Origin of the sequence: Shewanella sp. MBTL60-112-B2 (genome assembly GCF_019655055.1) — a bacterium.
In the GTDB taxonomy this organism is placed as follows: Bacteria; Pseudomonadota; Gammaproteobacteria; order Enterobacterales; family Shewanellaceae; genus Shewanella.
Genome location: NZ_BPFA01000037.1, coordinates 1 through 12,673, shown reverse-complemented (window position 1 = coordinate 12,673; position 12,673 = coordinate 1). Strand labels below are relative to the sequence as shown.

The window sequence follows — 12,673 nt, the reverse complement described above, 5'->3', positions numbered from 1 at the left end:
TACATTTTAAGTCGTGTGCTTATGCTAAAAGATGCTGTATACGCGCCTTTAAAATATCCGTTGCGATACGGTTTTTGCCACCGCGCGGAACAATGATATCTGCGTACTGCTTTGATGGCTCAATAAACTGTAAAAACATTGGGCGAACCGTCTCTGTGTACTGTGACATGACCGATTGCATGGTTCTGCCTCGCTCCGCAACGTCCCGTGAAAGGCGGCGCATAAAGCAGATATCTAGCGGTGTATCCATAAATACAGACGCATCCATCTCTTTACGTAAAGCGGGATCGGTCAGCAACAAAATCCCTTCAAGAATAATGACCTTTTTAGGTGTCAGAGTCACTTTCTCGTCTGTACGTGTATGTTCCGTATAGCTATAAACTGGAATATCGACAGCATTACCTGCTTTAAGCTCACGCAGATGGCTACATAATAACTCGTGGTCCAACGCTTTCGGGTGGTCGTAGTTTGTCAAAACACGTTGGTCCATCGATAGATGACCTTGGTCGCGATAGTATGCGTCTTCTGCAATTACACCTATTTGATCTGTGCCTAGATCACGACACAGTTCTTCATAAATCGTTTTCGCGATAAGACTCTTACCCGATGCCGAAGCACCTGCAATACCAATAACAACACAATCTTTAGAATTCATTAAACTAACCTTTACTCGTCATCAGACATGCTGATTGATACTTTTGGCTGCGCTTGACATAAAGCAAGCTGAGCCCCAACTTTTCTCGCGATTTCACGATAAATACCCGCAACCTGGCTAGTCTCATCAGCCACAACGGTAGGCACACCTTTATCGACATCTTCACGAATATTAAGCTGTAGTGGTAACTGGCCTAATAGTGGCACATTATAGCGAGTTGCCATTTTCTGACCACCTTCAGCACCGAATGGATGGTCTTTATGACCACATTCAGGGCAAAGGTGGAAACTCATGTTTTCCACAATACCTAAAACTGGAATGTTCACTTTTTGGAACATGTTCACGCCTTTCTTAGCGTCAGCTAAAGCAATATCTTGAGGCGTAGTAACGATAACAGCACCACTGACTGGCACTTTTTGAGAAAGTGTCAATTGGATATCACCGGTTCCTGGTGGCATATCGATAACCAAGTAATCCAGTTCTGGCCACTCGGTTTCAGTGAGCAATTGCACTAGGGCGCCCGCCGCCATAGGACCACGCCACACTGCAGCTTGGTCGCCATCTAGCATAAAGCCAATAGACTGAGCAGCAATACCATGTGCTGGTGCAAAAGTCATAATCTTGCCATCTGGCGAAACTGGCTTGAAATCTTCAACACCTAACATCATTGGAATTGATGGGCCGTAGATATCGGCATCTAAGATCCCAACACTAGCGCCTTCTGCAGCCAAAGCTAATGCAAGGTTTACTGCAGTCGTTGATTTACCTACACCGCCTTTACCTGAGGCAACTGCAATCACCTGCTTGATGTTTGGCAATGGTTCCACAGCGCTGATAGCCGAAACCGTATCAGGTTGGAAGTCAATTTCGCACTCAACTTCGTCAATCGCATCCAATACTGCCAACTCTTTAGTCACTGCCATTACGATGTCACGATACTGAGTCTGACATGGGTATGAGTAACATAATCCCAACTGCAGTCGCTTACCTTCAATCGCAAGCTTAGTAACCATACCTGCACTTAATAGGCTCTTATTTAAATACGAGTCTTGAAACGTATCTAGAATCGCCAATACAGAACTGAGAAGATCATCATTAAGATGATAATTTGGATGTGTTGAAGACAAAATGCAGACCCCCGAAATATAATTTGCGCAATTGTACCAGATATTCCGGCAAACATTAGTCTAGATTTAATCCACTTGGGCGAGCTTTTGATGAAACTATGTATTGGATCGGTTAGTATCTATGCCATTCCAATTAGGTTCCCAGCGATTTTGAGAAAAGATGGCAAATTCACAACGTAAAATCCTAGTCACAAGTGCACTTCCGTATGCTAATGGTCCAATCCATTTGGGTCATATGCTTGAGTATATTCAAACTGATATCTGGTCACGTTTCCAAAAGTTACGTGGGCATGAGTGTCACTATATCTGCGCTGACGATGCTCACGGCACGCCAATCATGCTTAAAGCGCAGCAGTTGGGGATAACTCCTGAAGAGATGATCGCTCAAGTTCAAAAAGAACATGAGAAGGATTTTGCTGACTTCAATATCCAGTTTGATAATTTTCACAGCACTCACAGTGATGAAAACCGTGAACTAGCGAGCGAAATTTATATTAAGCTACGCGATGCTGGTTATATCAAGACAAAGACAATTTCTCAGCTATTCGACCCTGAAAAGTCGATGTTCCTACCTGACCGTTTTGTTAAAGGTACCTGCCCGCGTTGTAAGTCTGAAGACCAATATGGTGATAACTGCGACAACTGCGGTGCAACATATAGCACCACAGATCTGATTGATCCAAAATCAGCCGTGTCGGGCGCAACACCTGTGATGAAAGATACAGAACACTTCTTCTTCGACCTTCCTTCTTTTGAAGGCATGCTTAAAGAGTGGATCAACTCAGGTTCTCTACAACAAGAGATGGCTAATAAGCTTGGCGAGTGGTTCGAGCAAGGTTTACAGCAGTGGGATATCTCACGCGATTCACCATACTTTGGTTTTGAGATCCCAGATGCACCAGGTAAATTCTTCTATGTTTGGTTAGACGCTCCTATCGGCTACATGGGGTCATTTAAGAACCTATGTGATAAGCGTGACGATCTAAACTTTGATGAGTACTGGAGTAAAGATTCGACCGCTGAAGTTTATCACTTTATCGGTAAAGATATCGTTTACTTCCACAGCCTATTCTGGCCTGCCATGCTTGATGGCGCAGGTCTGCGTAAGCCGACTAGCGTATATGCTCATGGTTATGTCACGGTAAACGGCGCTAAGATGTCAAAATCTAAAGGTACCTTTATTAAGGCACGTACATACCTTGATAACTTAGATCCTGAGTACCTACGTTATTACTACGCGGCTAAGCTTAGTAGCAGAATTGATGATCTTGACTTAAATCTTGAAGATTTCGCCCAGCGAGTTAACTCTGATCTAGTCGGTAAGTTAGTTAATTTAGCTTCACGTACGGCTGGTTTTATCAGCAAACGTTTTGACGGCAAACTTGCAAAAATTAGCGATACAAGCCTGACTGAAAGCTTCTTAGCTAAACAAGAAACTATCGCTAACTTCTACGAGGCTCGTGAATTCGGTAAAGCAATGCGCGAAGTGATGACACTTGCAGACATCGCTAACGCCTATGTTGCAGACTCGGCTCCTTGGCAGTTAATTAAAGATGACGCTAAGCAAGAAGAAGCCCATCAGGTTTGTAGTAACGCACTTAACCTGTTCCGTATCTTGGTGACTTATCTTAAGCCGGTGCTTCCTAAGCTTGCACAAGATGTTGAAGCCTTCTTACAGATGGAACTGACCTGGGACAATCTAGATGTTGATCTTGCAGGCCATGAAATCGCTAAGTTCAAGGCGTTAATGCAACGTGTTGAAATGAAGAGCATTGAAGCGATTATTGAAGCCTCTAAAGAGAACCTTCAAGCCGCTGCTGAGCCTGAAGTGAAAAAAGACGTTAAGACGCCGCTTGAGCAAGATCCAATTGCTGCAGAGATAAGCTTCGAAGATTTCGCTAAAATCGACTTACGTATCGCACGTATAGCCAAAGCTGAACACGTTAAAGAAGCCAATAAACTTCTGCGACTTGAGCTTGATTTAGGCGGCGAAACTAAGCAAGTGTTTGCAGGTATTAAGTCAGCCTATGCTCCTGAAGAGCTCGAAGGTAAGCTCACCGTTATGGTGGCAAACCTAGCGCCGCGTGAAATGCGCTTCGGTGTATCAGAAGGCATGGTATTGGCCGCAGGTCCTGGCGGTAAAGATCTTTGGATCATGGAGCCACACGAAGGTGCCCAGCCAGGTATGAAAGTAAAATAAACTTTCATACTTAATTGTTAAAATAAAAATGCCGCTTCGATAAGCGGCATTTTTTATGGGCCTAGTTGAACCTAGTAAACAATTAAACTGGATTCACAATATCGACAAAATGATGTTTAACGCCAAATTTGTCTGCCAAATGCTCACCTAATGCCTGAATACCATAAAGCTCTGTGGCGTGATGGCCTGCGGCGTAATACTGAATGCCCTGCTCTACCGCACAATGGTAGGTACGTTCAGAGACCTCTCCACTTATAAACGCATCGAGTCCCATACTTGCAGCAACGTCAATATAATCCTGGGCACCACCAGTGCACCAAGCAACTGTACTGACCATGGCATCACTATCACCTAAATGTTGGCATTGGCGATTAAGTTTGGCCGAAATCAGTTCATTAAAGGCTTGAGCCGTTAAAGGTTGCGCGAGTCTTCCTTGCCACATCAAGCCTTGGGCCACATTTTCAATCACTTCAGCCCCGGTGATCCCTAACACATTAGCCAGCTGAGCATTGTTACCAACAATAGGATGCGCATCCAAAGGCAGGTGATAACCAAATAAATTAACATCATTTATCAGCAGTGCTTTAATCCGCTTTTGTTTCATGCCTACAATAATTTCTGGCTCACTTTTCCAAAAGAAACCGTGATGCACTAATATCGCATCGGCATTAAGCTCAACTGCGGCATCAATTAATGCCTGACATGCGGTCACGCCTGTCACTATCGTGTTGATCTCTGCCTTGCCTTCAACTTGCAAACCATTTGGCGCGTAATCTTTAAAATTAGAAATTTGTAAAAAGTTTGCCAAATATTGGCTTAATTCGGTCCGAGTCATAATTCCGCCGAGAGTAGCAAAAATCGTATTTTAACCTATTGTTAGTGTAAATAAATAGTTGAACGCAATCCGAACAATGTTACGGCAGCGCTCAAAAAGCACACCGATTCAACTCACTTTTTACGCTAAAGTGTTCAAAACATCATAGAAATACAGCCATATAAGGCTAAAATTGGACTTTACGGTACATTAAACGATAAAATCAGTTTAAACCTTCAAGTACACACAAAAATAAACAGGTTATTATTATGTCAAAACTGACCAAAGAAGAAGTTATCAGCACACTTGAGGCTGCGCTAACACAGCGTGATGGCCAAGCTGTTAAAATTGAACAGAAAGGTAGCTGGTACAAAATCGATGGCGGTAAGTCTTTACGCTTTAGTGATTTAGAAGCGATGTTAGCCGAGTTCGGTGGTGAAAGCGCCCCAGTTGAAGCTAAAGCGGAGAAAAAGGCTGTTGCAGCTAAACCTGCCGCTAAAAAAGCTCCTGCGAAGAAAGCAGCTAAGCCTGCAGCTAAAAGCGGTGGTAAAACACCTAAAGAACTTTGGCGTGAAAAGCTAGCGGGTAAAGGCCAATTACCTCGCGGTTTCTAATCTTAATTCGCTATTGAGTGTCCTAACAACAGCACTTTGCTTAGTTAGGATGAAAATAAAAAACTCCATCACTTTTGAAGTGATGGAGTTTTTTATTTTGCGTTATCTATTATTTATTGATTAATACCAATCAGTATAAAGATTTGGTCGCTCAGCGAGAATTTAGCTGTTCTGATGCAAGGTCATTAAATGCTCCTGCATTAATGACATTCACCACATCCATGTGGTTTGCAACGAGTGAAGAGCATAGTTGTTCTACGGTTTAGCTCGTTAACGCAGCAGCTGAGCAGCTAAAACTCGCCATCCTGGAGCGTTTTTGGCTGCCTACTCCTGCGTTAAATAGCTTCACAAGGGAATAACCATTCTTTCAGTTATTTGCCTTGAATTAGTTGCCAAAAAACGTTCTGAGTAGATCAACTTCTTATACTGATTGGTATAACCCGTTAAAGACTCAGTCCATAAACACTGGTTGTGCCACTGACTTCATTGCCTATCACTAATAAAGGTTGAGCTGTTGGGCTGTTTTTTGCTGAAATAAACTTCATTCCTTCAGGCCCAAGATCCCCTGCAAGCGTCGCATCACCGATGACTTCACCCGTGTCACCATCGATTTCAAATTCGGTATCAAAATCACGATTAACCACGTAATCGACAAAACTCACAGCGAAAGGGTTACTGATATCATAAATCATGAAGCCACCATTTCGCTCAAGCCCGATAAACGCATAATGTTTATCAGCTATTTTACCTAAAGCTAAGGCTTCAGGCTCATGGGCTTTATCATCACTTCGGCTGTCACCTTTATTCTCATCGTTATTATTATTGAAGTTATCACCTAGCACAGCAGCTGTGATCCTTGAAAAGTCTGACGCTGAATCAAACACGATATTACCTTGTTCGTCCCAAATAGAGAAAGAACGAGCACCATAACTGACTATCTGATCCATATCTCCGTCGTTATCAGTATCTCCCATACTCGTCGTCACTTTTAGACGTCCGAGCTGAGTTTTATCTTGTGCGGCAGTAAATTGTGGATGTGCTGCGTCTAACGTCAAGTCATCAGCCCTAACTTCTTCAGAGAAACCGTCATAATCTCTAGCATCACCTTCATTCGCTGAAACAATAAAGTTAGCCCCTTTCCATTGATAACTTTGTATCGTATCGGGCTGGTACATACCATAAACGCCCTTATAGGCAACGAAGTTAACTTGACCATCTTTATCGCTGGCATCAATCTTGTTCTGCTCTAAGCCATAATCTTTAAGCCCTAAAGCCAAAATTGACTCTATGCGCATACTGTTCAAATCAACAACAGCAATGGCATTGTTTTCTTGCAATGAAACATAAGCTTTATGATTATCTTCACTAACTGCAATGTATTCAGGTTCAAGATCTTGAGCAACACTTGCACTAGGGCCGTTAATCTTAATTAGTGAGCTAATTTCAGTTTCTCTTGCTGCACCTAGGTTAAACTCGCTAAAGCTCAGTTCAGTTGCCGTCGACTGGGGTATTGCATCAATTATGGCAATGATTGAAATACTTCCTTCAGGATCAACTGTGTAAGCTGAATTTGGCTCACCCTCGTTAGCGACTAGCAACAGCGAACCATCTCGATTAAAGGTGACATTATCCGGCAAGTAACCTACTTCAACTTGCTGGATAAGCTCCGCTTCGCCACTATCATCTAATCGATAAAAGGCTACATATCCACGACCTTGTTTACTGTTACCTTTATCGTCTGCACACTCTATTGCAACGGCCAGCAGATCTCCATAGACACTCAGGCTGTTGACTCCACCTAATCTTTGCAGCGCAAGATCTGTAGCAACATCAACTTCTGTGACCTTAGTCAGATTATTGAGTGCTAGAGCCCCTGAATCTGTCACTGAATCGTCTAAGTTTAGCCCTGATGCTTGTATTACATCGACCTTACCGCTTTTGGAATTTACGACAAAAATTCGTTGGGATGTTACATGATAATCAACAATCTCTGCCGCACTTAAGCCATAAACCTCACTTTGATAACGGCCAATAAGGGTCGCTGTTAACTGTCCCGCTGATTGATTACATAAGTATTGAGTCTGGGCGCTGTTCACCTCTTCAGGATCCAAGCTTCCATTAGCATTTAAATCTATGCCGCTTGTCAGTAATTGTCCGCCTAAAGCGCATTGCTCATGCCCAATGGTAAGTGCTGACTGAGAGGAGAGAGCATTTAAGCCATCAGTGCCTGCCAACCCCTGCTCGCCATCATCACTACAAGCCGTTACCCAGCAAGCGCCCACTAAAAGAGGGATCAACTTCAGCTTTTTGTTCATTATTATTCCTTTAATCATCTTTTTTGTGAGCCTGTTAACTCTTAACCTGTGCAATGAGCTCACTGCTCGTTTTAAAACGAGTAAACTAGAAATAATTAAAGACATGAAGATGACAAATAAAAGACATTTAAGTGACATGCAACGAATAGCAAGCTCATATAAGGTGCAGGACGCGTTTGCTTACAAATTGAATTGTTCAGGTTTTAAATTAAGGTCGACTTAGGATTGATTCTTGAGTTTAAAACGCTACTATAATTGCATCTGCCCCTTTGAATACTTAGCACAATTAAAGGGCTCCTTTCATTCGCCAAAGCGGTTACTGCTTTGGTCGGCAATGTAAGCACTACCAGAAGCATTACACCTTATTTAACGTCAAGTTAAGCTATTCCAAAGCCTGTTACCTTCAAAAATCGGTAACTCAGTGATGGCAGAACCTAAGGTCAATTTAATCCGTAGATTAGCCGTATTTTATAGAGGTCTTTTTGAACAACTCATCCAATAGTCAATACATCAACAAACAAGCATTCGGCGTGAGTTTGGCTTTGTTGATCCCGATGTTATCGGCCATTGTCGCTATCACCCCGCTTGCTATTGACATGTACCTGCCAGCAATGGCGACACTAGCATCTAGCTTCGACACCGACATCACCCTTGTGCAACAGTCTCTAAGCCTCTACTTAGCCGGTTATTCACTCGGTATGCTCTGCTTCGGCCCCTTAGCAGATCGATTTGGTCGAAAACGCCTAGTACTTGTTGGGTTAACGGGGTTTATGCTCTGTAGTCTCGCCCTCGCCTTTGTCACCTCTATTGAGTCGTTTTTAGTTATCCGTTTTTTGCAAGCATTTATCGGTGCAGCTGCAACGGTAGTGGTACCCGGCTACATTAAGGAACTTTACGGAAAAAACACCGCGAAAGGCATGTCTTATGTCAGTCTTATCATGATGTTAGCGCCTCTTATCGCCCCGAGTATTGGCAGTCTGATTTTAGAGCTTGGTGACTGGCATCTGATCTTCTTTATTCTAGCCTTCTACGCATTCATTTTATTACTGCTGGTGAGCCTAAAACTTAAGATGCCTAGCGATAAAGACAAAAGCAGCCGGAGTACTCAGTCTTTTTTTGGCGCCTATGCTACGGTATTTACAAAAAAAGGCGTAAAGCTCAATATCGCCAGCGGTGTACTCACCTCATTTGCCTTTTTTTGTTATCTAACAGCTTCTCCATTCGTTTATATGGAAGTGTTTGGTTTAGACAAGTCACTGTTCGCGATTCTTTTTAGTACCAATGTTGGTGCTTTAATGCTGGCTAACGTGGTCAACAGTAAAATAGTGGGCCGGTACGGCTCCAAACGAATGCTTAAGGTATCGACTTTTTTCGGGGCTATTTCAGGTATTGCACTGCTGAGCGTTAATCTACTCGGTTTAAGCTATCACTTTACCGTGATGATGTTATTGCCGCTAATGGCCTGCTTGGGTGTTATGTCAGTTAATGCCGATGCAATTGTACTGATGAAGTTTCAAAAAGAGACCGGAACCGCGACAGCTGTCATTGGTACATTGCGTTTTGGTTTTGGTGCATTAGCGGGGCCTTTATTGGCACTGTTTTATACAGGCACTGCGGTGCCGTTTTCAGCCTTAATGTTATCTGCTGTGCTATTAGTCGGTTTTTGCCAGTTTCTAAGTCGCCATGAACCGACTGTCTCCTTAGATTAATCGGTGCACATAACTAGCGGCTAAGCCAATACTTTTAAGCACAAGCCGCTAACGACATATCAACCATTCATCCCCTCACTTAACTCACTATTTTGCTAGCAATAATGAATTTTCTTCATTCAGAACGGTTTTTCTTCTTAAGCACTTGTAATAACTCATGGGTTTTATATGATGAAAACACACTCAGCTTGAGTGTTTGCCGAGCAACTCGTTTGCGTTTTAATCCTTATCTAAGATTAAATGGCTATTTAGCGAGCAAAGATTACCGTCTGAGCTTAATTATTAGAGCGATTACCGTCGCTGTAGCAAGATACTGCATACCGTCGCGGTAACTTAAGAGGAAGTACTATGGAGAAGTTATCAGGCGCCAGCATGGTTGTCCGTTCTCTTATTGATGAAGGTGTTAAACATATTTTTGGCTATCCAGGCGGCTCCGTACTGGATATCTATGATGCCCTACACGAAAAATCCAAGATTGAACACATTCTAGTCCGTCACGAACAAGCCGCCGTACACATGGCCGATGGTTATGCTCGTGCAACTGGCGAAGTAGGTGTTGTACTCGTAACCTCTGGGCCAGGTGCCACCAATACCATTACTGGTATTGCAACTGCCTATATGGATTCAATTCCTTTAGTGGTTATTTCAGGCCAGGTTCCCAGCAATTTAATTGGTAATGACGCATTCCAAGAGTGCGATATGATCGGTATTTCAAGACCCGTTGTTAAGCACAGCTTCTTAGTAACCGATCCTAGAGATATTCCAGCCATTCTTAAGAAAGCCTTTTACATCGCCTCTAGTGGCCGACCTGGTCCCGTTGTTGTCGATGTACCAAAAGACTGTATGAACCCTGCGATATTACACGACTATCAATATCCTGAAGATATCAGCATGCGCTCATATAACCCGACGACTTCAGGCCATAAAGGCCAGGTTCGTCGAGGTCTACAAGCGCTGTTACAAGCCAAGAAACCCGTACTTTATGTCGGTGGTGGCGCGGTTATATCAGGCTGCGACGCACAAATTTTAGCGCTATCTGAAAAACTTGGGATCCCTGTTGTTAGTACACTCATGGGTTTAGGCGCCTTTCCTGGCACTCACAAAAACAGTGTTGGCATGTTAGGTATGCATGGCTGTTACGAAGCCAATATGACGATGCATAATAGCGACCTTATTTTCGGTATTGGTGTACGATTTGATGATCGTACGACCAATAATGTCGAAAAGTACTGCCCTAACGCTAAAATTTTACATATCGATATCGACCCCTCCTCGATCTCAAAAACCATTCGAGTCGATATCCCAATTGTGGGTTCTGCTGAAAAAGTCTTAGACGAGATGCTCAAGCATATTGAAACTAATGACTACGGTATTACAGATCCTAGTGCTAACGATCAATGGTGGAGTGATATTGCTAAGTGGCGTGCACGTGATAGCTTAGCGTACTCAACTAACGACAAGAAAATTAAGCCACAAGAAGTTATCGAGGCGGTTCACAAACTGACTAACGGCGATGCATACGTAACCTCTGATGTTGGTCAGCATCAGATGTTTGCTGCACTGTATTACCCATTCAATAAACCAAGACGCTGGATCAACTCAGGTGGTCTAGGCACTATGGGCTTTGGTTTACCCGCAGCTCTAGGCGTTAAGCTGGCGAAACCTGACGAGACAGTAATTTGCGTCACTGGTGATGGCTCAATACAAATGAATATTCAGGAGCTTTCAACAGCACTGCAATATGATATCCCTGTCATTATCATCAACTTGAACAATCACTTCTTAGGTATGGTGAAGCAGTGGCAGGATATGATCTACGCTGGTCGTCACTCTCAATCTTATATGGATTCTGTACCAGACTTTGCCAAAATCTCTGAAGCTTATGGCCATGTAGGTATGACAATTAGCAACCCTGCAGAGTTAGAGGATGGTCTTAAAAAAGCCCTTAGCATGAAAGACAAGCTGGTCTTTATGGATATCCACGTTGATGAAACTGAGCACGTTCACCCAATGCAGATCCGCGGTGGAGCGATGAACGAAATGTGGCTTAGCAAAACGGAGAAAAGCTAATGCGTCGAATTATATGTGTATTACTTGAAAACCAACCCGGCGCCCTTTCACGAGTTGTTGGCCTTTTCTCTCAACGCGGCTATAACATCGAAACACTAACTGTTGCGCCAACTGAAGACATGACACTTTCGCGCCTTACCGTTACGGTCAACGCTGATGAATATGTTTTAGAGCAGATAGAAAAGCAATTACATAAACTAATTGATGTACTCAAGGTATCGAATATTACCGAGTCAGCCCATGTTGAGCGTGAACTAGCACTTATTAAAGTAAAGGCTCACGGTGACAATCGTGAAGAGGTAAAACGCTTAGCTGATATTTTCCGTGGTCAAATTGTTGATGTGACGCAGAGTCTCTATACAGTACAGCTTATTGGAACCAGTGAGAAACTCGATGCTTGTATTGCAGCGTTAGCAGAATTTACTAAGGTCGTTGAGATCTCCCGCTCTGGTGTAGTAGGTTTAGCACGTGGCGAAAAAGCAATGAAAGCCTAGAGCCATATAGCAGAAGTAGCAAAAGGGAGCCGATTGGCTCCCTTTTTAACTTCGTTTCTAATTCTTAATTGAGATTACTCTGCATCAAGTATTCTAGTGCCACCAATTTCAATTTTTCGTGGCTTCATCGCTTCTGGAATTTCGCGCTTAAGATCGATATTAAGCAAGCCATTTTCAAGATCTGCGCCAATCACAGTGACATAATCTGCAAGCTGGAATGTACGCTCAAAACCACGCTCAGCAATACCTTGGTAAAGATATTTACGCTCATCAGTCGATTCAGCTTTGGTGCCTTTAACTAACAACTTATCGCCTTCGCTTGTAATATCAAGTTCCTGCATCGAAAAGCCAGCAACAGCCATAGTAATGCGGTAGCGATGCTCATTAATCAGTTCGATGTTATAAGGCGGGTAACCAGAATTCGCTTTGTTCGATGCGGCATGCTCAGCAAGCTGTGCTAAACGATCAAATCCAATAGCGCTGCGGTATAGTGGTGTTAGGTCGTAATTTCTCATGGGTATATCCTTGTCTTAAGCAATATATTTATAAAGTATTGTGGCCGACTCAATCGCAACTGCGAAGAAATGCCGCACCGTCTGTAGCTCACTAACATTAATGGCCCCATAGGCACCGTATACACTGTTAGCTAAGGACCTCATTGAGCATCCTATAATC

At 43.2% G+C, this 12,673-nt stretch carries 10 protein-coding genes; 5 read left to right on the top strand and 5 right to left on the bottom strand.

The genetic code is table 11. The annotated features are described in order from the left end of the window. Window positions 1–19 precede the first annotated feature (19 nt). Window positions 20–655 carry a uridine kinase gene (udk, locus tag K5Q73_RS18545; RefSeq protein WP_012155159.1) on the bottom strand — a complete coding sequence of 212 codons (636 nt, stop codon included), beginning with the start codon at window positions 653–655 and terminating at the stop codon, window positions 20–22. Window positions 656–666: 11 nt separating this feature from the next. After that, the gene (apbC, locus tag K5Q73_RS18540) at window positions 667–1,782 is read right to left on the bottom strand and encodes an iron-sulfur cluster carrier protein ApbC (RefSeq protein WP_220759229.1); all 1,116 of its coding nucleotides are present in this window, start codon (window positions 1,780–1,782) and stop codon (window positions 667–669) included. A 160-nt stretch (window positions 1,783–1,942) separates the two neighbouring features. Here apbC and metG point away from each other — a divergent pair, with 160 nt between their 5' ends. Continuing rightward, window positions 1,943–3,982 (top strand): methionine--tRNA ligase, encoded by a 2,040-nt coding sequence (metG, locus tag K5Q73_RS18535; RefSeq protein ID WP_220759230.1) that lies wholly within the window; start codon window positions 1,943–1,945, stop codon window positions 3,980–3,982. A gap of 82 nt (window positions 3,983–4,064) precedes the next feature. Here the strand turns inward: metG and K5Q73_RS18530 are convergent, their stop codons facing one another. Continuing rightward, window positions 4,065–4,817, bottom strand: a complete 753-nt coding sequence (locus tag K5Q73_RS18530; protein WP_220759231.1) for a Nif3-like dinuclear metal center hexameric protein — start codon at window positions 4,815–4,817, stop codon at window positions 4,065–4,067. A 248-nt stretch (window positions 4,818–5,065) separates the two neighbouring features. Between K5Q73_RS18530 and K5Q73_RS18525 the strand changes: the two genes are divergently transcribed. Then, window positions 5,066–5,410: a hypothetical protein gene (locus K5Q73_RS18525; RefSeq protein WP_220759233.1), complete on the top strand. Its 345-nt coding sequence runs from the start codon at window positions 5,066–5,068 to the stop codon at window positions 5,408–5,410. A 443-nt stretch (window positions 5,411–5,853) separates the two neighbouring features. Here K5Q73_RS18525 and K5Q73_RS18520 read toward each other — a convergent pair whose 3' ends face one another. Next, entirely contained in the window at window positions 5,854–7,725 is a 1,872-nt protein-coding gene (locus K5Q73_RS18520) for a choice-of-anchor I family protein (protein ID WP_220759235.1), read from the bottom strand. 482 nt (window positions 7,726–8,207) lie between these two features. On the opposite strand from K5Q73_RS18520, the gene K5Q73_RS18515 reads away from it, so the two are divergent. The 3 genes from K5Q73_RS18515 (at window position 8,208) to ilvN (ending at window position 11,998) form a co-directional block, all read left to right on the top strand. After that, window positions 8,208–9,434 (top strand): multidrug effflux MFS transporter, encoded by a 1,227-nt coding sequence (locus K5Q73_RS18515; RefSeq protein ID WP_220759236.1) that lies wholly within the window; start codon window positions 8,208–8,210, stop codon window positions 9,432–9,434. Window positions 9,435–9,782: 348 nt separating this feature from the next. Further along, window positions 9,783–11,504, top strand: coding sequence for an acetolactate synthase 3 large subunit (locus K5Q73_RS18510; RefSeq protein WP_220759238.1), 1,722 nt, complete (start codon window positions 9,783–9,785; stop codon window positions 11,502–11,504). Further along, window positions 11,504–11,998, top strand: a complete 495-nt coding sequence (gene ilvN / locus K5Q73_RS18505) for an acetolactate synthase small subunit (RefSeq protein ID WP_220759240.1) — start codon at window positions 11,504–11,506, stop codon at window positions 11,996–11,998. Before K5Q73_RS18510 ends, ilvN begins: the two co-directional genes overlap by 1 nt. A 74-nt stretch (window positions 11,999–12,072) precedes the next feature. On the opposite strand, the gene K5Q73_RS18500 is transcribed toward ilvN, so the two are convergent. Further along, window positions 12,073–12,513, bottom strand: a complete 441-nt coding sequence (locus tag K5Q73_RS18500; RefSeq protein WP_220759242.1) for an Hsp20 family protein — start codon at window positions 12,511–12,513, stop codon at window positions 12,073–12,075. Between the last annotated feature and the right edge of the window lie 160 nt (window positions 12,514–12,673).

Bases quoted from the DNA above. Each gene is read 5' to 3' on its own strand.
- udk (WP_012155159.1), bottom strand. From the start codon at position 655: ATGAATTCTAAAGATTGTGTTGTTATTGGTATTGCAGGTGCTTCGGCA.
- metG (WP_220759230.1), top strand. From the start codon at position 1,943: ATGGCAAATTCACAACGTAAAATCCTAGTCACAAGTGCACTTCCGTAT.
- K5Q73_RS18530 (WP_220759231.1), bottom strand. From the start codon at position 4,817: ATGACTCGGACCGAATTAAGCCAATATTTGGCAAACTTTTTACAAATT.
- K5Q73_RS18525 (WP_220759233.1), top strand. From the start codon at position 5,066: ATGTCAAAACTGACCAAAGAAGAAGTTATCAGCACACTTGAGGCTGCG.
- K5Q73_RS18520 (WP_220759235.1), bottom strand. From the start codon at position 7,725: ATGAACAAAAAGCTGAAGTTGATCCCTCTTTTAGTGGGCGCTTGCTGG.
- K5Q73_RS18510 (WP_220759238.1), top strand. From the start codon at position 9,783: ATGGAGAAGTTATCAGGCGCCAGCATGGTTGTCCGTTCTCTTATTGAT.
- ilvN (WP_220759240.1), top strand. From the start codon at position 11,504: ATGCGTCGAATTATATGTGTATTACTTGAAAACCAACCCGGCGCCCTT.
- K5Q73_RS18500 (WP_220759242.1), bottom strand. From the start codon at position 12,513: ATGAGAAATTACGACCTAACACCACTATACCGCAGCGCTATTGGATTT.